The following is a 26,887-nucleotide window of genomic DNA, read 5'->3' on the forward strand; positions in this document are numbered from 1 at the left end:
GAGTGAAAGTGATTTACATAGGAAATCCTATATTGAGAGATGTTTCGGAGAAGGTAGAGGTATTCGATGATGAACTCAGACAGTTCGTGAATGAACTGAGTAAGACGATGTATGTAGAAGACGGAGTTGGTCTTGCAGCACCGCAAGTAGCGATATCGCGAAGGCTCTTCGTCTACGACCCCGGCGACGGACTAAGGGTTGTAGTAAATCCCGAGATCCTTTTTAGAAGCGATGAGAAGGTCAAGATAGAAGAAGGTTGCCTAAGCATACCCGGAATTTACGCAGATGTAGTCAGACCGGCCTCCGTTCGAATTCGTTATCAGGACGAGTATGGTCATTACCATGAAGACGACCTCACTGATTATCCCGCAAGGATAGTACAACACGAAACCGATCATCTGGACGGGATACTCTTCGTCGACTATCTCTCGTCAGCAAAAAGGGCAATCTTGAAACCCAAACTTGATCAGATAATTAAGGAAAGCGTTGGATAGATGAATATTGTCTTCATGGGTACGCCGGAGTTTGCTGCATCACATTTGAAAGCGCTTGTTGAGTCAGGTGTTAAGGTAATAGGTGTCTTTTCGCAACCCGACAGACCTAAAGGAAGGGGACGAAGAGTCTATCCTACTCCTGTGAAGTCAGTTGCAGAAGTCTACGGATTGCCAGTCTTTCAACCCGAAAAAGTCAATTCTGGAGAAGGATTGGAAAAACTCAAAGAACTTTCTCCAGATCTAATAGTGGTTGTTGCGTACGGAAAGCTTCTCAAATCAAGTGTTATTGACCTTCCAACTTTAGGCTGTTTCAATGTCCACGCCTCACTCTTGCCGAAATACAGAGGAGCCGCTCCGATTCAAAGAGCAATCGAAAACGGGGAAACGAGGACCGGTATAACCATATTCAAGATCGACGAAGGAATGGATACCGGCGAAATAGCTTTGAGGAGGGAGATCGAGATAGAGATTTCAGACAATTTTGGTTCGCTCTATGAAAAGCTTGAGAGACTCGGAAGGGAAGCTTTGCTTGATTTCTTGAAGATAGCTGAGGCCGGGAGAATCGAGCTTTGTAAACAGGAGGGAGCACCTTCTTACGCGCCAAAGGTCCAGGCGTCGGACCTGGTCATTTCGGATTTTTCGGATGCAGTTTATGTTTTGAACAAAGTGAGAGCTTATGATCCTCAACCTGGGGCAAGAACATCCCTTGACGGGAAGATGGTAAAACTGTTTGGGGCAGTTTTTTCAGATCGAAGTTATGGAAAGAGCAGGGATGGAGAAATTGTGAAAGTGGAAGACCACGGTATGGTTTTAAGCTGTGGCACCGGAAATGTTATTATATCGTTAGTACAGTTACCCGGAAAGAGGCCGATGAGCCCTAAAGATGCGGTAAGTGGCCGGCTGATTCGTGAAGGGATGATTTTGGGGGGATAGAAATGCCCAGGGTGATCAGGCTATTTCAAATTAGGAACGAGATTACGGATTCCGATGCCGAACGAATTGTTTCGAGACTGAAGTCCCTCGACGGCATAACAAAGGCCCAGGTTGATGTTGCAAGCAGTGTCGTTGAGGTGGAATATGAGAACGCGATCATCGACAGATACATTATTCAGGAAGAGCTGTCCAAGCTCGGTTTTGATATGCTTATATAAACCATTCTCGCGATTTGCTTCTTGACAAAGGAATCCGGTCAAGTTATAATTTCTGACGTGTGACGTTGCCGAGGTGGTGGAATTGGCAGACACGCATGGTTGAGGTCCATGTGGGCAGTTTAGCCTATGCGGGTTCAAGTCCCGCCCTCGGCACCACAAAACCGGGTTTTAGCCCGGTTTTTTCTTTCGAGGTGCTGCTTGGGAGAAATTCTACTTGGTAAGGTTTTCAAAAGGAACAATGAAATTAAGATAGGCTTGAGGCGTCTCTTTGAGAGCGCTTCATTTGTTTCCATTAATATAAAGGATCTTCCTTCCTTTTTTTCGGAAAGAGACGAAGACTGCCTCTTCATAGATGCTTCTGTAGAGGAGGTGTATCTAAGTGAGATTGCCGTAGATGAAAGGTTTTTGAATAGTTTCGTCTACCAACCAGAATCCATAGATCTTGAAAGCCGTATAGATAACTATATAAGAGTCATTAAGAAGTTGCCGATTGGACTCTCATCATTAATCGAGAAAATCGTTCCTGACAGAGGACTTAGAAACTTTCTCCTTTTTGTGTTAAAGCAGAGTGAGAATGTCGATCCTTGGGAAGACTTCTTACTCTCGGGGCTTACCAGGAGTGAAAGAAGAGAAAGCGGGAATTCCAGAATTGACATTAAGAAGGCAGTCAGGCTTGTCTTTAGTGAGGGGGGGCTTTTACAGGATTCAATGGAAGGGTATGAATTCAGGCAGGAGCAGTTCATGACCGCTCTCGAAATTGCTGAATCTGTAGAAAAAGGTGGCAATCTCATGATTGAGGTTGGAACGGGGACTGGAAAAAGCATAGCATATCTTGCTCCAGTAGCATATGCTTGTGTTTCCAAGATGCATCAAGCGGTGATCTCGACTAGAACGAGAATCCTCCAGGATCAACTGTTCAAAAAGGATGTGGAGGTTCTAAAGACCTTACCGAACCTCGATAATCTCAGAGTGTCTGTAATTAAGGGGAGGGAAAGATATCTATGTGTCAGAAAGCTATTTGAAGTTCTGAACATGGCTCTCAATAAGATGCTCGATGAAAGTTCGTCGAAAGAACTTGCCGGTGTGATTCTATGGTCAATGTTCACGAGAGAGGGAGATCTTGATTACTTACCGTTGGGTGATGAGTTTAGAAGGATGCTCTCGGGCAACAGGTTCGATTGCACCAGAAGACTCTGCCCATTCTTCGAGGTTTGTCCTTACTATGTTCAAAGGGAAAATGCAAAGAATTCCGATATAGTTATCACGAATCATTCATTCCTGTTCAGTGAAGCGAATATTCGGCTTTCCGATGGAGAACCGGAAGACGGCGAAAGTATTGGAACACTTCTACCGGCATTTAAATACCTTGTTGTGGATGAAGCTCACGAGCTTGAGTCTTCATTGACTCAGGCAATGAGTTACCGGTTTGAACCATATCAGCTAGCTAATACCGTTAAGAAACTGATAAAGCTGGTTAGAGACTGCTTTGGATTTCTCAAGAGGCATTTCAGCGAGGATTTTTTAAGGAAGTTGTGGATTAAGCTTAAAGAAGCTACAACTACTCTTGACAGGAAAATAAGACAGCTCGTGGTGGATCTGGATAGGGAACGTAATGGGGAGAAAACTACGTATTCTGGAAAAGGACTTGAAACGCTTGTCTCAGCACTAACCGTAATCTCAGATATTCTTCAGACGCATATCTATGTGGGCGGACAAACAGTACAAATGCTGGATGATGTTGAAGAAAGGGACTTGAAGATTGACGGCTTAGAATTTGAAGTTGCTAGGGTTCTGGCTGAAATAAAAGAATGGCTTAAGCAGATCGCGGGAATTGCCGCTTCTAGAGATTCTAGGGTAGTTTTTGTGAGCAGGAACGAACAATGCATTGAAAGCTTGAGTATAGTCTCTTCTCCAGTCGAAAACGACACTCTGATGTCCTCGATTTTCCCGGATGTGGGCGTAAAGATCTTCATATCTGCAACACTGTGGGTCTACAGCAGAGGTAGCGATGGTTTCAACTATGCGAGAAGAATACTCGGAGCCGGCGAAGAGACCGATGCCGTAAGGCTTGGAACCTCATTCGATTATACTCAGCAGCTGAGATTTTTCGTTCCCACAGACATTCCCGACTATCTGCCAAATTCCCTTCCATACATGCAAAGTGCATCGAAACTGACAAAAGACGTTTTGAAGATAGTCGGGGGAGGGTCCATGGTTCTCTTCACCTCTTACGAAGACATGAAATGGACTCTTTCGAAGATTCGAGGTGAACTTCACAACTTGTCTCTAAGAATCCAGGAAAGAGACGATAGCTTAACAACAATTCTTTCTGAGCACAGGAATTCAGAGAAATCCGTAATATTTGGTGCCCGAGCATTTTGGGAGGGAATCGATCTCCCCGGAGAACAGCTGAAGCTGTTGATTGTCTACAAACTGCCTTTTGAAAGGCCGGACGAACCACTAATTGAAGCAAGAATCAAGCACTATGGAAAGCGGAGCTTTGCCGAAGGAATGAACAAGTATTACTATCCAAAAATGATAACTGCCTTCCGGCAGGGGCTTGGTAGACTTATAAGAACCAGGAACGATCGAGGGGTTGTAATCGTACTTGACAGGAGAATCATCGATCCGGCAAGGGTATATTCTAAGAAGTTGATTGCATCTCTCCCTCCTGGAACGAATATTCAAGCGATAAACAGCAAGCAGATACTTCGAGAGCTTAGAAGACTGAAGAAAGAGAGATGGCTGTGATGATGAAGAAGCTGATCTCTCATTTTTTCCCAAACCACTGTCTAGTGTGTGAAAAGGAGATAGATCCAGCCCAGTATTTGTGTGCAGACTGTCTTGGATCAATCAAGGGGCCAATCATGACTCCATTTGAGCTTAAATTTGTTGATTCGGCCTTTTCGTACTGGAAATATGAAAGCCCATTAAAGGAACTCATACGTGCCTATAAGTTTGAAGACAGACCCGGAATAGCCTCTCTCCTTTCAGAGATGCTCTTCGAAATGATTAATACGTTTTCTCCGTCCGCCGATGTGATAGTTCCTGTTCCCACTTCCATTCAAGCATTTGTCAAGAGAGGCTTCGACACAAATCTCAGAATTCTGAGAAGGCTTTCTAAGACTATTGACATAAGAATAGACAATGTGTTGACAATAGCAGGTAAGTCTATTCCTCAGTCAAGGCTTAAGATGGAAGATAGATTCCAGAATGTAAAGGATAAGTTCTATCTGAAGAGAAGTCCTAGGAGTACGTCAGTAATTCTTTTCGATGATGTCGTTACTACTGGCGCAACTGCAAGCCAGTGTGCTAGAGTTCTTAAGGAAGGCGGCGTTAAGGAAATCACTTTGCTGGCGATTGCCGGGGGGAAAAAATAAGGGCCTTGCGGCCCCTGGCTGGGAGAGGAGGACTCGAACCTCCATCGGCGGATCCAGAGTCCGCTGTCCTACCAATTGGACGATCTCCCAAGACAGTAAAGATTATAAAGCAGAAGGTAAGAGGTGTCAAGCCGTTTGGAGGCATAGGATGAACATAGCGATGTTCAGTGACACATATTCACCTCAGGTCAACGGGGTGGTGACCATGATCAAGATGCTTGAAGAGAATCTTCAGAAGAGAGGCCATAACGTATATATATTTACGGTTGACCACCCCGAAGCAGGCATCCAGGAGAATGTTTATCGTATACCATCTCTTAAATTTCCATGGGAAAAGCAACACCGAATAGGTTTGCCCACAAACTTCAAGGAACTAATAAAGATCGTGAAGAATCTCGAGATAGACATTATTCACTCGCACACGTCACTAATCGTTGGGTATCTGGCGAGTTATGTTCTAACGAATTTGCACATTCCAGGAGTAACGACTTATCACACAATGATGGAAGAGTACGTTCACTACATCCCATTCATGGAACCCATTCTGAGAGTTTACATCAGAGCTCAGGACAGAAGATTTTGTGATAAGCACAGGGCTGTAATTGCTCCTTCGATAAAAATCAAGAAGCTGCTTCTTTCTTATGGAGTTTCTTCACATATAGAGGTAATTCCCAACGGGGTCGATCTTACTCCATTTAAGAGAAGCTTCAGCAGAGAAGAGAAAAGAGCATTCAGGAAGAAGTACAAGATAAAAGAGGACGATAAAGTGCTCATCTTTGTTGGAAGGCTTGGAGAAGAGAAGAGCATAGACAAACTTATAGAGAATTTCGCAAGAGTCTCCGAAGCTTTACCAGACTCCCATTTGCTGCTAGTTGGAGATGGTCCTCTGAAGGGTAAGCTGCAGGAATTAGCCAGAAGTCTGAGGGTCGGTGAGAAGGTCCACTTCACGGGATTCTTGAGATGGCCCGACGAGATATCGTTAGCCTACAAAAGCAGCGATGCATTCATGATCGCTTCTCACACTGAGACTTTCGGCCTTGTTACCCTTGAAGCGATGGCCTCGGGATTGCCGGTCGTGGCATATAAGGACGATAGCATAGTAAATATGGTACTGGATGGAGAAAATGGCTTCATGTGCTCCTCGAAAGATGAGTTATCCAATGCGGCTATTCAAATGCTGAGTGATCATAGCCTAAGAGAAAGAATGGCAAAACGCTCAGTTGAGATCTCGGAGGACTTCTCCGCTGAAGCTAATGTAGAGAGAACAGTGAATCTTTATGAAAGAGTTGTCAAGAACGAGATCTAGATTTGAATCCTATTTCATGAGCTGAAAGTAATCCTCCGAAAATGATGTTTGCGTAGTAGCTGAAGAATCTCCAGATCAGAAGCGCAGCTCCAATTCCTTCGCCAAAAAAAGACTTAAAAAATAGCACATACCCACCCTCAGACACTCCACTCGCTCCTGGTGTTGGAATAAGAGAGACTACAAGGAACAAAATCAGCTGAACGGCCGTGATTTCGAGATAGTTTACAGGCGTTCCAATTGAAAGGGCAACAAAATACGGGATGGATATCATGCAAATCAGCTGTGCAAGAGTACTCAAAGACGCACTAGTAAGGACAAAGGGTCTCCTGACCAATTCCTTCATTGAAGAATGGAAGAAGCGTAGCTCTCTCATTGCCTTCTCTATTAACGATTCTTTCTCTTTTACTATTCTGATCTTGTGAAGAAAGCTGATCACAAAGTGGATGAGCTTATCAGTTAGCTTAGGACTGAGCGAAAATAGAACAAGTCCTATCAGAACTACACTGTTCAGCGCAAATCCGAAAATAGAGAGCACGGCGAGATTAGAAATCTTCTGTGAAACAAGCGGGTAGGCCTTGAAAACGGCTACAGCTCCAAGCAATGTGATTACGGTTTGATAAATCAGAAATCTTGAAACGAGCATCGCAGTTGATTCACCTATCGAGATACCTCTTCTCTGCATAAAGACTATCTGCGCCGGCTGTCCTCCCGAAGAGAAAGGCGTTATACCATTGAAAAATGTTCCAATAACCGTAATCTTAAAAAGAAATAAGAAGGGAATCGCCAGATTCCGCATGGCTGCGAACAGTTTAAGGGTGATTGCTTCGAATAACCAAGTACCGAACGTTAGACAGAATATCAGAAATATCCATCCGGGATTGGCTGCAGAAAGGTAAGAAATCGATTTGCTGAAGTCGGTCGCAAAAAGAACTATCAGAATAATCAGCAAACCGAGAGAAATCGCGATCATAAAGTTTCTGGTTGATTTTTTCATTTTTTCCTGTCAAGTACCTCTAGGTAGATTTTCTTAAGTTCCTGACCAATAATCGACAGATCCTTTTCCAGCGCAGTTCCCTTTCCACATGCCGATAGTTTCTTTCTCAGACTTTCATTGTGAAGTAATCTATCTATGTTCTCCATGAACTCCTTGTTGTTTTTTGCCTTCAGACAGTTCTCTTCATGTTTCATCCAACCACTGTATACAGGTATATCTCTCAAAACGATCGGGGCTTCTGTAGCCAGGGCTTCCAGGACAACAATGCCTTCAGTCTCTTCATAGCTCGGGAAAAGAAAGACATCACAAGCCGAATAAGGGCCGATAATCATCTCTTGCGGAATGAACCCGGGAAATTTCACATTGTCTGGAGGATTTTTCAAAAGCCTTCGAATTTTGGAAGGCAGAAGACTGCTGATTTTTGCTCCGAACCAGTAAAAAACTAAATCAGTCCTCTTCTCAGCTATTTCGCAGAAATCTATTACTCCTTTCCTTTCGAAGGGGAGTCCAACTGAGACAATCAGGGGCTTTCGAATGTTGTTTTCCAAAAGGAATTTCTCGGCCAGTACTTTGTTTTTTGAAAATCTTGTATTGTCGACGCCATTTGAAACGGCTTTGATTGGGAGATCGATTCCATAACTCTTGATGAGATTTTTGGCATACTCCGTAGGTGAAATAAGAAAATCTGCTGATGAATAGAGCTTTATCAATCTTTTTTTCAGCCAGGGTGCGATCGCGTTTGACAGAGTGAACGAGTTTCTAAAGTCCTCATAGGTTGTGTGTGTATGATAGATAACGGGAATGTTGGACTTCTTCGCTTTCTTAAGAATCCTCTCCGCTCCGGGCCCCACCGTGTTTATGTGGACAACGTCAAAACGGTCTTCCTCATTTGTTGTATACTCCACACCGACTTTCTCAAGAGCCGACATTTGGTGCTTCAATGCGATTCCCACGCCTGACTTACTGAAGAGCTTCTTTCCTTCGGAATACAAAAGGACTCTCATTTTTACCTCCAGGACAGTTGTTAGTAGATCTTCGCAGTCGATTTCGACTAGAAAATGCCCGCTGAAATCTATAACAAGAAAGGATTGTCTACAAAAACGTCAAAAAGAAAATCTTACTTCTTTCCTTATGTTAGAAAACAGTTCAGACATGAGTGGCCTTCTCACTCTCTTCAACGACTATTCTACCCTATCTAAGAATATTTATCACTTGAACTGCCTCCTATCAATGTTTGACACACTAATCAGAGTATCCAGGGAAACTAAGTCCCCTCCTTTGTTTTTCTTCAGGCTCAGTTAAGGGAAACTGAAAGAGCTTACAAGAGTCTAAATACTGGAAAATAACAATTAAGTGTTCAGTCATTTTGAGGAAATTGACTATCGTGGTCAATCAAATTATACTGAGTGAAGGAACACAAAAGCGAGTTGCCAAGATAACTGAGTTTTCTCAACTAAATGATTGATTTTTCATATGGGGGAGTCACAATGAAATTCTTCATTACCGGAGAAAGGAATGTCGGAAAGAGTTATCTTGTGGAAAGAATAAAACCGGTCGTTAAGTATAGAGGCTTCGAAACACGTTTTGATAATGATCTGGAAAATTTATACATGAATTTCTACGAAGGGGACTCACTTCTTATAGGAACAAGGGAAAGAGGACGACTAAGAATTGTAGAAGAAGGGTTTTTATTTGCCACAAAGCTTCTGGGCTCGCTTGACATACCCAACGACAATCTCTTGATAATGGACGAAATTGGCTTTCTTGAAGAAGATTCTCCGGAGTTTCAGCAAGCGGTTGTCTCTTCTTTAAGACGTGCAAAGCATTGTCTCTGTGTTCTCAGAAAGGGCAACTTCTCGTTTATTGGACACCTTAAGGCTTCGATGGGTGTCGGGAGCATCGAAATCACTCCTGAAAACAGAGAGGAAGTCTATAGCAGAATCGTCAGGGAGATAGAAAAAGAGAGGGCTTATCTACCCTCTCCTGGAGGCGACGAAGGGATTTGAACCCTTGAGTAGAGATTTTGCAGACCTCCGCCTTTGACCCCTTGGCTACGTCGCCCAACGAGAATTATTCTAGCATGTAAATGAGATCATTTCAACAAAAGGGCCGCTATTGGCGGCCCTCGGGGTGGAAAATTCTTCAGGAGGGAGGTTGGCTCCCTTAGTTCCTTGGGTCTGGAACCAACTCGCAACAGGACGCGGGGACATCCTTTGCAACTCAATGATATATCGTTATCTACCCAGAACCAAGTTCGAATTTATCCGACCTGAAACGAGCAAAGTGATTTAGCACTCTTTATCTACACTATGAACACCAATTTGAAAGTATGCTCTATTCTCTTGCACCCGTAATATCTGGAAATTACCATGAAAGACAGAGTTCTTTCGAATATTCTCTGCTGAATAAACAGGCATGAATCATTTGTCAAAAACGAGTTCCCTGAACCAAATATAACTGGTAAGCCCGAAAGTGGGAATTCTGAAAACTGGATATGTGGGAATCGGACCGTCTCCCGCCTGAAGGACATAATCGTCAAGATACTCGATCCTACCGTCCTTAGAGATCAGGAACATGCCGTTCGACAACGGTGTGCTGTAAAGCTCCACTGCCGATTTGTCGGCAATCAGGTGTAACCAGGAGTATTCTTCAAGAGAGTCTGCAGAAGTGATTTCGTCGCCGGAGTAAAGCCATAAGAGCTCAATTTCTGGTTTTGCGGAATACTCGTTCCATGTGACAAGCTCGTTTAAAAGGCTTCTCAGCCTCTTCTCTTCTCTGCTGGTATCTTCGCAATCACCTGTAGCGCATGGAAATCCGCCGTTGAAAACTTCAAGCGGTGTCTTTGAAGTCACGACTACAATGATGGGATTTCCGAGATAATCTCTCATAGAAAAGCTCTTTCCGTGTACGTCTCTGGCTTCGAACAGAGGTGCGATCGAACCCTTTTTCAACAGAGGCCTGTTCTGGGCATCTTCATCGACCTGCTCGAATGTGACTTTTCTGCCATCCCTGCTGATCTCGCTTACTCTGTAGTTCTTGTCGTTGATTCTTATGACGCTGGTCGCTTCGAAAAGCTCGTGATTCTTATGAACCATGTCTATAGTTCCATCTCTGTCTAGATCTATTCCGATGAAGACTTCGTCTATCTTATCGGCCAGGCCATCGGGCGCGGTAGGAAACAGGGCGATTTCGATAAGCTCTCCGTCGACTTCCAGCAAACCTTCTCTTCTACTCATGAGCAAGTAGTCGACTTCGACGCCTTCCTTTTTTGGAAGGATCGCGTGAATTTCAAGATCCTGGGTCATGTAAGATGAATTCCCGTTGGAAAGATATTCGACCCTTAACTGTTGACTGAATTTATAGGCACGGCTTTCATTGATAACGGTCCCTCTATATTGTCCCTTTATCGGAATGTTGTTTAGGAAACAGCCGTCGTAATCGCTGTCGATCCAGAGGATCGGAGGCTCGACGTTCATGATCGCTATGTTGACAGTTGAATCTCCAATTGTGAACTGTCCATAGAAAATACGCTCATCTGCGATTGCGCTGACTCCTTCCGGTGGATAAATACTCATTTCGACATCGCTTCCGCTCGCGATGTATGTCCAGCCCATCCGTTCCGTAAGATAACCGGACAGAGTACCGGAAAAAAGCATCGCCGACGAAATCAACGAAACGACAAGCAATATCGCTACCTTTTTAGCCATACGAATCACCTCCTCAATTCATATGTCAAAGATCAGAGCAAAAACAACTTTCACTCACAGCTTCGGCTTAAAATCATCTTCGATTTGAAAGAAATAGAACATTATTGTGCATTTGTTGCAGCTGGCTACGCCAAATCCTTCGCAGTCAACATCCACGTACTCCCAGCTCCACGGACTTGCGTCAATCGAGTATCTGCATTCTCCGTAAGCGCTTGCAAATACACTCAAAGGGTTGTTGTTTGCGTCGTAATGACGTGCTTCTGTAGAAATACAGCAATATACTGCGTAGGGTACAAATCTCGTATTAATTATCAACTCTTTGCTGTAAGAAAATTCTGAATACAAGAAACAATTGCATTCATACAAATAGCAACCTGGGTCCTCCACTCTTGTGATCACGCCACCAGTCAGTCCAAATGTCAAAATCGACAGGAATACGAAAGAAAAAATCAAAAAACACCTTTTAAACATCAGAGTTCCCTCCTTTCTAGTTAGTTAAGGTACTGAAATAATATCACCATATATGTCATATAGAAAAATAGTAATAAACAAAATCAGATATGCTTAGCGCTAAATATTCGTGAACAGCTGTCCTGTGTTACCTAAATCGAAGATTGTCACAGTAATATTGTAATATTACTGTGATTATTAAGAGAAGTACACGATAGAATGTAGTGTGCGTGACGTGTGTACGTATTGAATCATCAAAAGACATATGAGGCCATATGTAGTTTTCTCCAGAATTTGGTGGTAGCTCCCGGTGATGATAAGTTCTTCCATATTCTGGTTTGCTCTAGACTATTTACTACGGATCACTTCATTTGCCGGTAGTCATCACACGGTATTCTATATGAACAACAATATCATCACGGCATATCGGGCTATTGACAGATAGATTCGAGTAATGTAGAATCTTATCTGTTCGGGGACGTGGTGAAGCTTGGTTATCATGCCGGTCTGTCACACCGGTGGCCGCGAGTTCAAGTCTCGTCGTCCCCGCCAGAGAGAGTCCTGAGGGACTCTCTATTTTTTTTGCATATTGGAAGCTTCAGACAATTCTCACACTCAAGATGACAAGCAAGTTCTTCCGGTCAATATCTACTTAACTTCTTTCAGGTTGAGGACGGTTACAATATCTTCAGAGTGAATGTATTCGATACAGTGTCCTTGTGACTTAAAGATTAATTCCCGTCGGGGCGTTTTGACCATTGTCGTTGCTGTCAAGAATCGAAGCCTTTCAGACTTTTGACTTCTTTGAGCTGGACTTAGGGTGATGAGTGTTTTGTAATAGACTGGTTTCTACCGAGTTCTGGAGGTGTTCATAGTTGCCTGCCTGTGTTAGGGTTCTAGGTATCGATCCAGGTTTTGGAGCGGTTGGATATGGTGTAGTCGAGATGAGATCGTCGCGGATCGATCTCGTTTCATACGGAGCGATCAGAACTGAGCCGCAAGAACCTATACCTGACAGACTTCTAAAGATTCATGATAGGCTTGAAGAACTTCTACTCGAGTTTCGCCCCGATGAATCTGCCGTCGAAGAGCTTTTCTTCTTCAGAAATGTCACGACGGCGATTCAGGTGAGCGAGGCGAGGGGGGTTATACTTCTTGCAATGAGGAGACACGAAGTACCGATATTTGAATATACACCCCATCAAGTAAAACTTGCCGTTACTGGCTACGGAAGAGCCGAAAAGGGGCAGGTTCAGAGGACTTTGAAAACTTTCTTCCGAATGGAAGTTAACCCCAGACCCGATGATGCGGCCGATGCGCTAGCTGTAGCCTGGTGTCACTTGACTTCAAGGAAATTCCCCGGAGGTGTTCGAAAGGCATGAAACTATTCATGAGAAATGTGGGACTCCCTTTATCGAGGCTTCTTTCGAAGGCTTTGAGCATCGACTCATCTTTCGAGTGTGAAGGAATAGAGATTTCCGATATATCTGTGGACTGTAAATCTAAAGAGATCGAGTTAGCTTTCCAATGTGACGTTAGCAGCGAGATAAAGGAGTTTCTTGAATCTGTCTTTTGTGAGAAGGCTTCTCGACTTCTAGAGTCTTCCGTGACTCTTTCGTTTAAGTCTTTAGCCAGCGAGGGTGAAATACCTGACGAAGACGCAATGGAAGTTACCGAGTCTCAGTTTAGAGAGATACTCCAGCTTACGAATGGTGCATCTTCTTATCTTAGATCCTCGGAAATGGAGTTCAAAGACAACAAAATAACTATCTCAGTTCACGACCAGTTCTCATTTCAACGAATCAGTTCTAAGAAGCATGACTTACGAAAGGCAATAGATAAGGTCTGCAAGAGAAGTATTCCTTTTGAGATAACACTGGACATTTCAGAGGATCAGGACTCACCAGTTGAGGAAGTCTCTTTCGATAGAGAAGATAATGGAGAAACGGAGCATTTGGAAGAAAGATCGGATTCAGTCTTGATGGGTAGATCGATCAGGGCAGTCTCTGTGAAGATGAGTGAAGTTCTTGGCAATGAAACCAATCTTGTTGTCAGCGGGAGGATCTTTGGACTCGAGTACAGGAATGGAAAGCTTTCGATTCTAACGTTCAACGTGACTGACTATACGGATTCCCTCACAGTCAAACTTATCGGTGAGAATGCGCGCTCTCTTTCCGAAAAGTTACGCGAAGGCGATGAAGTAACGATCAGGGGGAAGATGGAAACTGATAGCTGGATGAAAGAAGAGATTCTGATCCCGAGGGATATCGTTAGAACTAAACTGCCGAAACGCATGGACAATGCGATGGAAAAGCGCGTCGAGCTGCACCTTCACACCAAAATGAGTTCTCTGGATTCTGTAGTAGATGTAAACGATTTGGTAAACACTCTTAAAGATTGGGGCCACGATGCCGCTGCAGTGACTGATCACGGCGTTGTTCAGTCTATACCGGACTTCTACTTTGCGGCAAAAAAGAAAGGAATAAAACCTATCTTTGGTATGGAAGGTTACATGATAAAGGACTCGGAACAGATATCAATGAATCTGGAAAAAGAGGACTCGCCTCTGGAAAGTGCGACCTTCATTGTTTTTGATCTTGAAACTACAGGTCTTAATCCTAAGGAAGACGAGATAATTGAAATCGGTGCAATCAAGATGAAAGGCAACGAAATTCTCGAGACATTTTCTTCTTTTGTGAAACCTCAGAAAGAACTCTCGTCTCTAATAACAAGCCTGACTGGGATAACTGAAGATATGCTTTCAGGCGCAGGAACAATCAAGCAAGTTCTTCCTGAATTCACGAAATTTGCTGAAGGAGGCATTCTAGTTGCACATAATGCCTCTTTTGATTATGGTTTTATCCGCAACTCAGTAAAGAAATACTTCGGAGGCGACTGGGAAATGCCGTGCATCGACACCCTTGCCCTTGCAAAGAGCCTTTACAGAGCCAAGAGTTACTCTCTGGACAACGTAGTGAAGCGACTTAAACTGGGACATTTCGATCACCATAGAGCTTATGAGGATGCGAAGGTTACTGCAGAGGTCCTTAAGAAATTCCTTCAGCAAGCAAAGAAGAGAGGAGTCGAGAAGGTTAACGAGTTGGAAAAGCTGAGAAAGAACCAGAATCTCGACTCGCTGAAGCCTGTTCACATAAGTATTCTTTCAAAGAACAGAAAGGGTCTTGAAAATCTCTACAAGTTGGTCACTGCATCACACACCAAGTACTTCTACATGAAGCCAAGGATACCAAAGAGCTTGCTTACTGATTTCCGAGAAGGCCTTCTCATAGGTAGTGCGTGTATTTCAGGAGAGCTTTCCAAGGCATATATAGGTGGTGCGAGTGTAGATGAGCTCGAGGAAATCGCAAAGTTCTATGATTACATTGAAGTCATGCCGCTCGATAATATTGACACATCAGAGGGCGAGACTAGTATGTCTAAAGAGACGCTGATAAAGATGTATCGAGAGTTTTATAAAGTTGGGAAAAAACTAAATATCCCAGTTGTGATGACCGGTGACGTACATTTTGTCAATCCACATGACGATATTTATAGAGCAGCAATAAACGCGGCTCAGGACTATGACAACTTTCAGAATCAACCTTCTCTTTATCTCCACACTACCGAAGAGATGATTGGCAAAGCTCTGGAAATCTTTGAAGACGAGGGGATCGCTAAAGAAATCGTTGTCGATAATTCGAGATTAATCGCTTCGCAAATCGAAAACGTTGTCCCGATTGAGGGTAAGCTGCACCCACCCGTAATCGAAGGTGCCGATGAAGAAGTAAGGAAGATGGCCATTGAAAATGCAGAAAGGCTTTATGGAAAGCCTTTACCTGATATTGTAGAAAAGAGGCTGAATCGGGAGCTTGAGGCGATAATTGGTCACGGCTATGCCGTTCTGTATCTCATCGCGCAGAAAATGGTCAAGAAATCTAATGAGGATGGCTATGTGGTTGGTTCTAGAGGGTCGGTGGGGAGTTCGCTCGTGGCTAATGTTATCGGTATTACAGAGGTTAACCCTCTTCCACCACATTATCTATGCCCCGAGTGTGGTAAATCAGTATTCCCGGAAACCGATCTGGAATCCGGTTATGATCTACCCGCTATGAAGTGTCCTGGATGTGGAAATGAAATGTTGAAGAACGGTCAGAGCATACCATTCGAGACCTTTCTCGGATTCGAAGGAGACAAGGTTCCCGATATCGATCTTAACTTTTCCGGGGAGTATCAAGAGAAGGCCCATTCATTCATTGAAGAATTGTTTGGCAGAGACCATGTTTTCAGAGCCGGTACAATATCCACAGTTGCTGAGAGAACGGCTTTCGGTTTTGTCAGGGCTTATTCGGAGAAGAGCGGCAAAAATCTACGGAGAGCAGAGCAGGAGAGAATTGCCCGTGGAATAGTTGGAGTAAAGAGGACGACCGGACAGCATCCCGGTGGATTGATGATCGTTCCTAAAGACATGGATGTTCATAACTTTACCCCTGTACAACATCCCGCAAACGATACAAAAAGCTCGATACTAACCACACATTTCGCATATGAAGTCATCCACGACGATTTGGTCAAAATAGATGCACTGGGACACGACGATCCCACCTTCATAAAAATGCTGAAGGACATCACAGGAGTGGATCCCGAGAAAATTCCGATGGACGATGAGGAAACCCTTGGAATTTTTTCCTCACTGAAGCCTCTTGGCTTGCGATTTCACGAGCTTGGAACGGATGTGGGGACACTTGGGATCCCTGAATTCGGTACTACCTTTGTTCGAAGCATGCTTTCAGATACGAGACCCTCTACTTTTGGCGAGCTTGTAAGGATATCGGGCCTGTCTCATGGGACTGATGTTTGGCTTAACAACGCGAAGGATATCATCACTTCGGGACATGCTTCATTGTCGCAGGTTATTGCCTGTAGGGATGACATCATGAATTATCTAATTGGCAAGGGAATGGAGCCAAAAGAGGCCTTCAAGATTATGGAAAAGGTCAGAAAGGGTAAGGGCCTCAGCAAGGAAGATGAAATAGAGGTAAGATCTTGCGGTGCTCCTGAATGGTTCATGAATTCGTGTAAGAAGATCAAGTACCTCTTTCCCCGGGCGCATGCCGCCGCTTACGTTAGCATGGGTTACAGAGTCGCTTACTTCAAGGTGCACTTTCCTCTTGCCTTCTACAGCACCTACTTTTCGATCAAAGGCGGGGAATTTGATATAGACATCTGTACTTCCGACATAAATTCAATCAAGAAAGAGATAGTTCGATTAAGATCCGATCAAGATAGAAATGTCAAGGACAGAGCGAAGGAGACACTTCTTGAAGTTGTTATGGAAATGAAACTGAGAGGATTTTCTTTTCTCAATGTGGATCTTATGGAGTCCCACCCTACGAGGTTCTTGATTGAGGGGAATTCACTAAGAATTCCCTTTAATAGGCTTCAAAACATGGGCGACAAAGCGGCAAGATCAGTTGAAGTTGAGAGAGAGAAAAGGCCGTTTTCATCGGTTGAGGATTTGATCCGAAGAACTGCTCTTAACAAGACAAGTGTTGAGATGTTAAGAAAATACGGAGCTTTGAAGAATTTGGCCGAGAAAGAACAGATCAGACTGTTCTGAGGACGAAAATGGATTTCAGAATAAGCGCTTCAGATTATGCAAAGCTGATCGACCTTTTTGGAAGAGTATCCGGTACTCTGGAACCCTCCTACAGATACTTTCAGATCTACTACAAGAGAGGACTGAAGTTTTTTGCTTCTGATGGTTGCATGAAGCTTGAGTTTTCCTCCGGCGTTGCTACCTCGCCTTTCAATGGAGTTTATACGGTACCGATCGATTACGCTCGAGCTTTGAAGAGTTCTGACCCAACCTCATTAATTAGCTTTTCTGCGGGTGAAGAAGACCTCGAGCTGAGGACGGCCTCAGAGACGCTTACTTTACAAAAGGCCCGCAGCAGCACTCTTCCGGCTATGGAAAGAAAGTTTGAGTTCTTCTCGCGTTTTCCCCTGAAGGAATTCAATAGTTCTTTGAACTTCGTTTCATCTGCGTCTGTTGAAGGAGAAACTGTCGAGATCTTCTCAAAGAAGAACGAGACTGTTCTTGCCGCATCGGCGGACAGAATGGTATTGGTTTCAGTTCTTGAATACGAGCCAAAAACCGAGTTCCGTTACTCTCTTCAATATGTAACCGTTAGGCATCTGGTGAAGGCCTTAGAGTTGCTCACATCGGAAGAACTCTATGCTGGAACAGGAATTTCCGAGCTGGGGCTGAAGATTGGTCCTCTATTGTTTTCAATATGTACTGATGAAGCAGATTTTTCCGAACCACCATCCTTCTTTTTCGGAGACATCGATGATGGAATTGACGTACAGAGAAAGGCCTTTCTTTCCGCTCTCAGAAAGATGACACGGTTATCAAAGCATGGATTTTCGGTTCTGATGATCTCCGACAAGGGCAAGCTAAAGTTCTTTCTGAAGGCCGGTGCTCTCCGTTATGAATGCGAGGTGTGTGATTTAGTTGGTGATGAATTCGTTGCGCAGGTAGATCCGAGAAGGCTGCAGTCTGTTATTTCAAGGATAAAAGATTCTAAGATTCGTCTGGTAACACGAAAGGGGAATCTGCTTATGGTGGGAAGGAAGAGCAAGATGTACCTTATGGTGCCCCTTATTAGATGATATGTGATATCCGCATCTGTTAGTATTGATATGACTGGATTCACTTATGTTCAGCGAAATTCAAGAAGGTACTTCAAAAGTCGGAGTTGAAAAATATGGGGATTCTTGAAACGAAAGGCCTTAGAAAAAACTTTGGTGAAAACAACGTCTTTAGGAACGCTGACATAGAACTTGAGAGTGGGCTGCTTACAGTTCTTGGAGGGATTAACGGTTCCGGCAAATCTATTCTTGTAAAGACAATCAGCGGTGACATCCTGCCCGATTCTGGAAAGATAATATTTGAGGGCTCTCCAGTGGATTTGACATCGATCGCCGAGGCAAGACGTCTAGGCATAAGTGCCATTTATCAGGAGTACATGTTAGTTCCGGATCTCACGGTCGCTGAAAACATCTTACTTGGGAGTGACAAGTTCACGATTAGCAGAAGAAAGATGAACGATCAAGTCTCGCGTTTTCTTGAGCAGCTTGGCCTGGAGTTCGATCCTTCGTCGAAAGTCTCTTCTTTTTCATCTGATGATCAGGTTCTTCTCGAGTTTGCAGTTGCAGCGTTTTCCAGGCCGAAGGTTCTCATTTTGGATGACCTCTTTTCTTTTGTACGTGGTGCAGCCCGGGTGAAACTCCTTGAAATGATTGACTCATTTAAAAAAGGAGGAGTGGCCGTTCTAGTCACAACGTCCGATCCAGAAGTGATGATACTGGGCGATCGTCTATTCTTTATGGACTATTCTGGCATCAAACCTCTTCCACAGCAAACTAAGGAAAGTGATATATGGAAGCTGCTGGGTGTCTCACCTGAGTACTCAGTAGCACCAGTTGAAGGTGAACCGTTAATCGACATAGATAACCTGGCAGATACCGGGCTCGATCTGAGGTTGAAAAGGGGAGAGGTTCTCTGTATTTCCTGTGACAACGGAGTTTCGGTTAGAGAATTCACAAGGGCGCTTACAAGGCAGGACCCTTTCTCCGAGAACTCTGTGGCAATGCTTCGAGAAGCGAAGAACTTCTTTGAAAGATTCTCCTCCAGAGGTCATTCTAGCGAGGCCGAAAAATACTTCTCCTCAAATTTGAAGAACACCGGTCTTGTTTCGCAAATCATGTTGAAAAAGTCTCGTAAATTCACCTCAAATAGATCACTGAAAAAGAGTTTCATTTTAAACAAAGAAAGCTTGGTTTCCGTGAAGAGTTTTCTTGCTGGGTTGGGAAGAGCTCCCGGTTTCTCCGGTCTAATGCGCGAAGACGATACAAAACTTTCGCATTTGAGATTCGATGCTTGCGATCTCTTTATCTTTATTAGACCTTTAATGGGACTGGACCCAGTTTCGACGAGAGCCCTCGCAGAGGTTCTGCAGGAGATTGCTGACCGTTCCAAAGCCGCTGTGGTAATTTCCGACGAAATCATGAGCGGCAGGCTTTGCACAAGGATAATGAACAAATGCAAATGAACCCTGATTTCTCTTACGAGAAGAAGAAGATTGAGTTTTCCAGCGGGTACATTTTCAAAGGGAAACACTATAGATGTTCGATTATCAAGTATCCATCTCTCTACAGGAACAAGATCAGGGGAACAGAAAACGTTGAAATTTACAATTTCTCACCAAAAGAAAGAGCTGTAGGCTCGATAATCATTCTTCATGGACTGGGAACGGTAAATATCCCATTTTTGTTCTGGATGGGAAGCCATCTTGCAAGCGCCGGTTTGCAGGCTTCTGTGATGATCCTTCCGGGAAATTATACACGAACGGCAACCGGTTCAACCAGTGGAAAAGACTTCTTTTCTCCTGATCTCAGAAGGTTGATTGTTTTCTGGGAGCAGGCAGTTGTGGATACAATGACAACCATCGATCTCCTTCAACAAGAGAAACTCTGGTGGGATAACAACTGCCTTTTTGGTTACTGCCTAGGTGGAATGATCTCTACGATCGTAAACGCTATCGATCAAAGAATAAACGACATGATATTGATGACCGTTGGAGGTAATATTGCGAAAATAATATGGCAGTCACCGGTATTGAAATCAATTCGTAATTCACTTAGGAGCGGCTCGGGAAAGGAGGGCTATCTCAACGACGAAGCGAAGTTAAATGCTAGATTCGAAGAGGATGCTCGTGCAGTGAAGCTTATGAAAAGTGCAAACGAACTGATCGAGTCCGATCTTCATCCTTTGTTCAAGATAGATCCTCTCGCCTATGCCCGTTTCAGTGACAGAAAGAAAGTAACGATGATCGAGGCTTTTTTCGACAAAACTCTCCCCATAGAAACTAGAAAACAGCTTTGGGAAGCCTTCGGAAGACCAAAGAGGTATATTGTGCCTGTAGGACATGTATCCTGGTTTCCCTTTGAGTATGCTCTTGGTAAGTTCATACTCAAAGAACTGGGAATAAAGGAGGCCAGAAGAAACCTGAGGCTCTTGGAAAGTACTAAGCCAACTAATGAGTAGTCGCCAGGCAAATGGAAAACAATTTCTCTTCTTACTCAACTTTTGCTGACCAAAGCCGATACTTTTAATTAACCACTCTTGCCAAGCAGCGTGCGACTAAACTGTATTTTCCCTAAACTCTTCAACTGATTCAAGAGTAAACCTTCTGACTGGCAGTAGCACATGACCTATCTGTTGCTTCTTTTTCAGTCCATTCGGATAACCTACACACTCATTTTTTCGCCTTGGAGAAGACGAAAAATCAGTCTTGTTTCTCAGTATGACAGATTCCTTTCGAACAGCTAATCGAAATCTGTTTCTTTAGGCCCAAGAAACTTACAAAAGAATCTACAAGATTGGGATCGAACTGCTTTCCTGCGCACGTTCTTAGTTCTTCAACGGCCTCTTCAGAGGAAACGGGATGCTTATATGGTCTTCCGCTTAACATAACATCGTAAGCATCAATGATGGAGATTATTCTGGCGAGGAGTGGAATTGATTCACCCTTAAGACCCCTGGGATAACCTGAACCGTCCCACCACTCATGATGACTAAGAATTTCATCCGCTATCCCGATAAGTTCAGGTGAGGAAAGAGCTATCCTAAATCCAGCCTCCGGATGAGATTTAATCTTCTTCCATTCCTCGGCCGTTAAACTTCCGGCTTTGGTAAGGATCTCTTCGGGAACTGCAATCTTCCCAATATCATGGAGAGCGCCGAGGAGCAAGAGGTTGTCAAGTTCAGCTTCATTCAAACCGATAGACTTTCCAAAGTCTCTGCTTATTGTCTTAATTCTCTCAGTGCGTTCTTCCGTTTCATAGCTCTTGTTGAGAAGACTCCTCTCAAGGACCTCAACTGTCTTGTTCCTCATCGATATGTTGTTCAAGAGCTTATCCCTGTACATCTTTTCTTCTGCCGACACAAGGGTTTCGCTGAAGTCCTGGTCGATGTCGGACTTGGTTCCTATACCAAAGGAGACACTGATTGGAAGGCTGAAACCAGTTACCTGATTCAAAGCCTTTTTAATCCTGTTAACCAGAGACTCTGCTGACTGAGCATCGGTTTGAGGAAGGAGCATTATGAATTCATCTCCTCCCCATCGAGCAATGATGTCGTCGGATCTTACAGAAGATTTAAGGCAGTCGGCAACCGCTTTCAAAAGTCGGTCGCCTTCGAGATGCCCGAAGGCATCGTTGACGATTTTCAGTCCATTTACATCGCCCATCACGATACTTATCGGCATCTGACGCTTCACGTTTAGCCTGTCTATCTCTTCCTCGAAGAATGATCTGTTGTACAGCGCGGTAAGCTGGTCGTGAAATGTCACATAATGAATCTCCCTGTCGGATCTGATTCTCCAAATCGCTTCAACCGCATGGGCCATCAAGGTCTCAACCATCTTGATTTCTTCCTGTTTCATTGGAGAATCATGGTAAGACACTAGGGCACCAATGCTTTTCATCGGAACAATTGAAACCGAGTCTTTACAGTCGGGAACAACTTTTCTTATAGATGAGCTTTCAATAAAGGCGGATTTGCCAGTTTCAACGCAGTCTCTTAGTACCCCGCTCCTGAAAAGGTATCCCTGGACGGACGCCACCTCTCCTTGGCTTTCGAGTGTCACTAACTCCTGGTCATATAGGAGATATAGGCTGAACTTCTCCATGCCCAATATATTAACCGATGCATCGATTATTGAGTGATATATAGTGTCCTCTTCATTTGACTTCTCCATTTTGAGGGCGACAAAATGGAGTTTTGACACTTTGTCCTTTGTTCTTTCAAGTTCTTCCTTTGCCAGTTTCTCATCCGTAATGTCTCTAACTGCTCCACAGATCCCTTTAATTTTCGATCCTCCGCCACAGTACTTCGGCTTTGAAAACTCGCTAACCCATCTCAGAGCTCCGTCTCTTCTAATAATTCGGTACTCTATTCTTTCTTCTTTGCCCGACCCCACTTCTTCCAAATGCTGTTTGTAACAATCCAGGTCTTCGGGATGAATTATAGTCTCCCAGTTGAATTCTCTAGGTTCCGGGGAATCAAGGCTGTATCCGCTAATCCTTTCATATGATTCACTTCTCCAGATCTCAGGATCCTTTCCATCGCTCGGGAACTCAGTCTCGTAGTAGTAATCGGAAATCGTCTCCGACATCGATCTGTATCTTTCCATTGAAAGTGATAGCTGGGCTTTTACAGATCTTTCCTCTTCAAGCTTTGCACTCAGAGAAGCCGTCTTCTCCCTTACCTGTCTTCTCAGAGTTCTGTTCCAGAAGTACATTAAAATCAGCATCAGGAAAACAACGCTTGCCACGGGAATTGCGACGAAGAGCCAATAGAGCATATCACCGCTACTGCCTTCAGCATTAATATTGCCGAACCACTTGTTGAAGATCTGCCTGTATTCGCCCGTCGAAGAGATTATTGAGAGTCCTTCATTCAACAAAGAGAGCAGCTCGGAGTCACCCTGTTTCACGGCAAAACAGTATTCAAGACGTGTGACTGGATGTTCAGAAGCCATTACGTTCATCAGCGAGAGCTCTTCGATGAGAAATAATCCCTGAAGAGTATTCATAAGTACAGCATCGACCTCGCCGTTCTCAAGCATTCGCAATGCAATTTCAGGAGATTCAACCCTCACAACTTCGCTACCCACTCCCTCACTGGTTACAAGCTCATCCATCAAATCGCCCTTTTGCACTGACACCTTGGACTCTCTAAGATCACTTAAAGAAGAAAATCCCTCGGTTTGTTTGTTGTAAAAGATTGAACCATGAAGGATTGTGTGTGGATTGGAGAAATCTACGAGAAAACTTCTGCCTTCTGAGTAGTACATCCCCAGCAAACCGTCAATTTGACCGGATTCAAGTGCAGATCTAGCGCCTGCCCATGTTCTGAGTTCTATTTCAATCTCGAAATCGAGGGCCTTTGATATTGCCCGAATAATATCAACGTTGAAGCCAACGGGTATTCCTCTTTCGTTCTCATATTCGAAAGGCGGGTAATCGATATCGCCACTGAATATGTATTTCATCTGTCCAAACAAAGTCAGAGATAATACCATGAAGAAAACAATTGAAAATGCTTTTCTCATAACACACTCCCAGAAGAAGGCTATCTTCCTCAAAATTTACTATAACATTATGCGGCCTAAATCTATGTGGAGAGACAAGAGTATTTGTCGACAAACGTTCGATCACACTGGGGTCTGTTTTGGCGCCACCAGTGTGTAATAATTGAAAAGAGGTGATTGTGTTGAGAAAAACTCATGGAAGTGTAGATATTGGTTTGATTATTGGATTATTCTCACTTGTGTTGATTGGTAGCCTTGCATACCTCTTTCCCACTTCGACGATTCCCGGCCCAGGTGGTAAGTACGAAGTCGGAGTCGAGATTATTGAGCTGGATGATAACAGCAGAATCGACCCATTTTCCGGCGGAGAAATGACCCGCAGGCTCGTGATTGATATATGGTATCCCTCGGATGATACGTCGGGTAAGAGAAGAAGCCCATGGTTCAGGAGCCATTCGCTTTTTGTGAACAGCCTCGCCGATAATTATAATCTTCCACCCATACTGTTTCAGCATTTGAGAGCCGTCAAAACTAATTCATTTATTGGCGCGGCTCCTTCGGCCGATGCAAATAATCTACCGGTAGTAATCTTATCTCCAGGGATGCCGGCTATAGTTCCCTTGTATTTTTCATTCGCGGAGTATTTGGCTAGCAGAGGTTTTGTCGTGGTAGGTATTGAGCATCCGTATGCCGCATCAGTCGTGGAATTTTCCGACGGTAGTCAGTTTCACTTCAGTAGAGATAGAGTGCTCGATCTTCCTGGAGCTGAGACATTTGAAGAAGGTGCCAGGCTTTCTATGGAGTTGATGGCTGATGATCTGTCTTTTGTAATAGACAGTTTGTCCAAATTGAACGAAAGTGAACATCAGCTGGCGGGTATATTTGATCTTGACAGAGTTGCTGCATTTGGTCACTCTGGAGGTGGCGGAGTTGTACACTTTGCGTCATTTGATGGCAGTCGAATAAAGGCTTTGCTTTCATACGATCCAGCGCTTTTCATGCTCAATGACAATGAGATTGAAGAGGGTATTGGAATACCTTCACTTATTATTGAAACCGATGAGTGGAAATTCCGAGAAGAATCGGGAAGGATATCGGATCTGATTGAAAACAGTGTTTTTCCTCCCTTACATATAAAGATCTCCGAAGCCAGGCATCCGGATTTTGCAATGCTAGATCATCTGTCGCCGTTAGCTCATTTTCTTGACTTCACTGGTAGTTTTATGAAGAGCGGTGGCGAATACTATCTCTACGACATTATTCACAGCTTCCTCGAATATACATTTGGCAATTTGAGTGAAAGTGAATTACTGTCGAGACTTCTTCAAAGGGATGATGTGAGAGTATTCAAGGGGATCCATGAGATCCCTAGGTAATGTTTTCCTCTTTTAGCATCAAAGGTACGACTGAAATAGTGATTGCTGTATTCACTATCGTGCCCGTTGAGAGCATTCTGCTTAGAAGGAGAGAAGTCTCAGCGGCACGTTATTTGAGAGCCAAATTCCGCCGAAGAGTAAACTGTGTTCAAAAGAATTGTGGGACGTAATTTTGCATTTATTTCAATAAGACTTATATTGTCCTGGATCATTTGCGTAGTTAATTGAGGAGTCAAGCATTAGGCAAGGAGAGCTTCGGGCAATGTCATGAGGTAGTTCTTCTTCTATTATGTTCCGCATAGCTTTGATACACGATCTCGGGGTCGATGACAACCGTCACTTTTCTTAGATTCACTCCCTGACAGGAGGTTACAAATACTGCTAGGAGAAGTCTCGGGAAGGCTGGCAAAAGGCCTGGATTGACTTCTCTCGAAGTCTTTACCAGAGGGCCTTTTGTTTGGTATTAGCTGAACAGATTGAGTATTATCTAAATTGAAAGAACGGAATGATTCGAGAGATCTTCTGTGATTCTTTGGGACATACAGTCTATATTTCCAATGAAAGACCATCATATGCGACAGCAATTCCGAAGCGAACGTAGAACTGTTCGAGTTCACTCTGCGTTGGATTAGGATAGTGGGAGAAGTGGTGCGCGTAAATCTTGGTTCTGTCGTCCATTATTCCGTTTCTTCTCATTGTTTCCACTGTCGAGACAACCTGTTCTGCAGTTTGATGATAGGGGAATGTGACCTCTTTCATGAATCCAAGGGTTGAATCTATCGCTACTAGATCCAAAGGAGAGTCCAAGAAACTCTTTATCAGTCTTAGTGAAAATTCATCTAAAGGGCCTGTATCTGTGGCATAGAAGAAGGATTTACCCTTCTTCTTAATCAAGAATAACAGAGCCTGTTCACCTTCCTTCACTTTGTGGACAGCGGGAATAGGTATCACGCTGTAATCGTTAAGCACAGTTTCTTTGTAAGCTTCTGCAATTAACAAAATAGTTTTGTCGGGATCAAAGTACACTGAATCCGAAATCAACGACAGAACAGTCGAATTCGCTAGCACACTCATCGGAGAAAGTCTTTCATAAGAAGCATTGTATCTGTCCATTCTGTAACCAAAGTTAGGCAGATATAGATGGTCTGAATGAGAATGAGTTATCAGAAGAGTTCTGACATTGAAAAGTGTGCTCCCGGTCTTTTGAGCGCCGGCCATAATGTTTGGCCCAAAATCAATCAACAGGTCATCATTAACAAGAACGGCCGAGGTCAAACGGAAGTTGTCTGGACCGGCCTCTCTGACCTTTCTGCAATTGTCGCAATCACAGAATACGTTCGGATGTCCTTCGTAAGCTGCAGTTCCAAGAAATAGGACTCTCATTTTTTCTCCTCCAAATTGGATGATTGTTGAAAATTATCATTGTGGATAAGTAACAAAAAGTCAATGCAGATTGGGGAAAAATCTTATCCCTGGCAAAAAAGCTTGCAATGTAAACACTCTTATGGAATCATCTGACTTTTCTTCGAATCAAGGGAGATTCTTTCCATAAAACTGGGCAAAGAAGACCCGCCAAAGGATCCCAGTATTTCTGGCTTCTCAATGCCCAGCATGGTCCTTCGAAATCGGTCGGCTTCAAAGAATAGCTTGAGCCTTACTTTATTACGCACTGTAGTTCCTGTCGGTCGTTGTCTTCATGGATTCTCTGCCTTTCAAATGGTATCTATATAACCAACGCTGACCAACCGTCGGCAGCTGAACAAATAATCAGAGCGAAGCGTCTCCAAGAGACTCCTCGATTCGTCTATGCAGAGTGACTAACCGATTTCATGGTAACTGGGGTTTTCAAAGAATCAAGTTCAGACTTTAGG

Annotated in this window: 19 protein-coding genes and 4 tRNA genes; 15 read left to right on the top strand and 8 right to left on the bottom strand. The window is 43.8% G+C overall.

The features are described 5' to 3' along the window. Positions 1 to 2 precede the first annotated feature (2 nt). The 6 genes from def (at position 3) to Y696_RS12655 (ending at position 5,025) form a co-directional block, all read left to right on the top strand. Entirely contained in the window at positions 3 to 494 is a 492-nt protein-coding gene (gene def, locus Y696_RS12630; RefSeq protein WP_014731129.1) for a peptide deformylase, read from the top strand. Beyond that, positions 495 to 1,427: a methionyl-tRNA formyltransferase gene (gene fmt, locus Y696_RS12635; protein WP_006487147.1), complete on the top strand. Its 933-nt coding sequence runs from the start codon at positions 495 to 497 to the stop codon at positions 1,425 to 1,427. Positions 1,428 to 1,429: 2 nt separating this feature from the next. Then, positions 1,430 to 1,645 carry a heavy-metal-associated domain-containing protein gene (locus tag Y696_RS12640; RefSeq protein WP_006487148.1) on the top strand — a complete coding sequence of 72 codons (216 nt, stop codon included), beginning with the start codon at positions 1,430 to 1,432 and terminating at the stop codon, positions 1,643 to 1,645. A gap of 67 nt (positions 1,646 to 1,712) precedes the next feature. Continuing rightward, positions 1,713 to 1,801, top strand: a tRNA-Leu gene (locus Y696_RS12645). A gap of 42 nt (positions 1,802 to 1,843) precedes the next feature. After that, the gene (locus Y696_RS12650) at positions 1,844 to 4,396 is read left to right on the top strand and encodes an ATP-dependent DNA helicase (protein WP_121510724.1); all 2,553 of its coding nucleotides are present in this window, start codon (positions 1,844 to 1,846) and stop codon (positions 4,394 to 4,396) included. After that, a complete protein-coding gene (locus tag Y696_RS12655; protein ID WP_006487150.1) occupies positions 4,396 to 5,025 on the top strand; it encodes a ComF family protein in 630 nt (209 codons plus the stop codon). Before Y696_RS12650 ends, Y696_RS12655 begins: the two co-directional genes overlap by 1 nt. A 15-nt stretch (positions 5,026 to 5,040) precedes the next feature. Here the strand turns inward: Y696_RS12655 and Y696_RS12660 are convergent. Beyond that, positions 5,041 to 5,115, bottom strand: a tRNA-Gln gene (locus Y696_RS12660). A gap of 58 nt (positions 5,116 to 5,173) precedes the next feature. Here Y696_RS12660 and Y696_RS12665 point away from each other — a divergent pair. After that, positions 5,174 to 6,331, top strand: a complete 1,158-nt coding sequence (locus Y696_RS12665; RefSeq protein ID WP_006487151.1) for a glycosyltransferase family 4 protein — start codon at positions 5,174 to 5,176, stop codon at positions 6,329 to 6,331. On the opposite strand, the gene Y696_RS12670 is transcribed toward Y696_RS12665, so the two are convergent. After that, entirely contained in the window at positions 6,315 to 7,325 is a 1,011-nt protein-coding gene (locus Y696_RS12670) for a lysylphosphatidylglycerol synthase transmembrane domain-containing protein (protein WP_006487152.1), read from the bottom strand. The two genes, Y696_RS12665 and Y696_RS12670, sit on opposite strands and share 17 nt — an antisense overlap. After that, entirely contained in the window at positions 7,322 to 8,329 is a 1,008-nt protein-coding gene (locus Y696_RS12675) for a glycosyltransferase (RefSeq protein WP_006487154.1), read from the bottom strand. The genes Y696_RS12670 and Y696_RS12675 overlap by 4 nt, the downstream gene beginning before the upstream one ends. A 483-nt stretch (positions 8,330 to 8,812) precedes the next feature. Between Y696_RS12675 and Y696_RS12680 the strand changes: the two genes are divergently transcribed. After that, on the top strand, positions 8,813 to 9,331 hold the full coding sequence (locus tag Y696_RS12680; protein WP_006487156.1) for a nucleoside-triphosphatase: 519 nt from the start codon (positions 8,813 to 8,815) through the stop codon (positions 9,329 to 9,331). On the opposite strand, the gene Y696_RS12685 is transcribed toward Y696_RS12680, so the two are convergent. The 3 genes from Y696_RS12685 to Y696_RS12695 all read right to left on the bottom strand — a co-directional run bounded on the left by Y696_RS12685 (position 9,310) and on the right by Y696_RS12695 (position 11,503). Beyond that, a tRNA-Cys gene (locus tag Y696_RS12685) sits at positions 9,310 to 9,386 on the bottom strand. The genes Y696_RS12680 and Y696_RS12685 overlap by 22 nt on opposite strands. 359 nt (positions 9,387 to 9,745) lie before the next feature. Next, positions 9,746 to 11,032 carry a hypothetical protein gene (locus Y696_RS12690; RefSeq protein ID WP_006487158.1) on the bottom strand — a complete coding sequence of 429 codons (1,287 nt, stop codon included), beginning with the start codon at positions 11,030 to 11,032 and terminating at the stop codon, positions 9,746 to 9,748. Between the two features lie 54 nt (positions 11,033 to 11,086). Further along, positions 11,087 to 11,503 (bottom strand): hypothetical protein, encoded by a 417-nt coding sequence (locus Y696_RS12695; RefSeq protein WP_006487160.1) that lies wholly within the window; start codon positions 11,501 to 11,503, stop codon positions 11,087 to 11,089. A 453-nt stretch (positions 11,504 to 11,956) separates the two neighbouring features. Here Y696_RS12695 and Y696_RS12700 point away from each other — a divergent pair. From Y696_RS12700 to Y696_RS12725, 6 genes are all read left to right on the top strand, one after another. Then, positions 11,957 to 12,034, top strand: a tRNA-Asp gene (locus Y696_RS12700). Between the two features lie 323 nt (positions 12,035 to 12,357). Next, positions 12,358 to 12,864: a crossover junction endodeoxyribonuclease RuvC gene (gene ruvC, locus Y696_RS12705; protein ID WP_006487163.1), complete on the top strand. Its 507-nt coding sequence runs from the start codon at positions 12,358 to 12,360 to the stop codon at positions 12,862 to 12,864. Further along, positions 12,861 to 17,099, top strand: coding sequence for a PolC-type DNA polymerase III (locus Y696_RS12710; RefSeq protein WP_121510725.1), 4,239 nt, complete (start codon positions 12,861 to 12,863; stop codon positions 17,097 to 17,099). The genes ruvC and Y696_RS12710 overlap by 4 nt, the downstream gene beginning before the upstream one ends. Positions 17,100 to 17,107: 8 nt before the next feature. Then, a complete protein-coding gene (locus Y696_RS12715) occupies positions 17,108 to 18,154 on the top strand; it encodes a hypothetical protein (RefSeq protein WP_121510726.1) in 1,047 nt (348 codons plus the stop codon). A 95-nt stretch (positions 18,155 to 18,249) separates the two neighbouring features. Next, positions 18,250 to 19,596 carry an ATP-binding cassette domain-containing protein gene (locus tag Y696_RS12720; protein ID WP_121510727.1) on the top strand — a complete coding sequence of 449 codons (1,347 nt, stop codon included), beginning with the start codon at positions 18,250 to 18,252 and terminating at the stop codon, positions 19,594 to 19,596. Next, a complete protein-coding gene (locus tag Y696_RS12725; RefSeq protein WP_099773015.1) occupies positions 19,587 to 20,591 on the top strand; it encodes an alpha/beta hydrolase in 1,005 nt (334 codons plus the stop codon). Before Y696_RS12720 ends, Y696_RS12725 begins: the two co-directional genes overlap by 10 nt. A gap of 241 nt (positions 20,592 to 20,832) precedes the next feature. Here Y696_RS12725 and Y696_RS12730 read toward each other — a convergent pair whose 3' ends face one another. Continuing rightward, on the bottom strand, positions 20,833 to 23,661 hold the full coding sequence (locus Y696_RS12730; protein WP_121510728.1) for an HD domain-containing phosphohydrolase: 2,829 nt from the start codon (positions 23,659 to 23,661) through the stop codon (positions 20,833 to 20,835). Between the two features lie 158 nt (positions 23,662 to 23,819). Here Y696_RS12730 and Y696_RS12735 point away from each other — a divergent pair, with 158 nt between their 5' ends. Further along, on the top strand, positions 23,820 to 25,016 hold the full coding sequence (locus tag Y696_RS12735) for a hypothetical protein (protein WP_259459953.1): 1,197 nt from the start codon (positions 23,820 to 23,822) through the stop codon (positions 25,014 to 25,016). A gap of 546 nt (positions 25,017 to 25,562) precedes the next feature. Here Y696_RS12735 and Y696_RS12740 read toward each other — a convergent pair. Next, positions 25,563 to 26,399 (bottom strand): MBL fold metallo-hydrolase, encoded by an 837-nt coding sequence (locus Y696_RS12740; RefSeq protein ID WP_099773012.1) that lies wholly within the window; start codon positions 26,397 to 26,399, stop codon positions 25,563 to 25,565. Between the last annotated feature and the right edge of the window lie 488 nt (positions 26,400 to 26,887).

It is taken from the genome of Mesotoga sp. H07pep.5.4 (genome assembly GCF_003664935.1).
In the GTDB taxonomy this organism is placed as follows: domain Bacteria; phylum Thermotogota; class Thermotogae; order Petrotogales; family Kosmotogaceae; genus Mesotoga; species Mesotoga prima.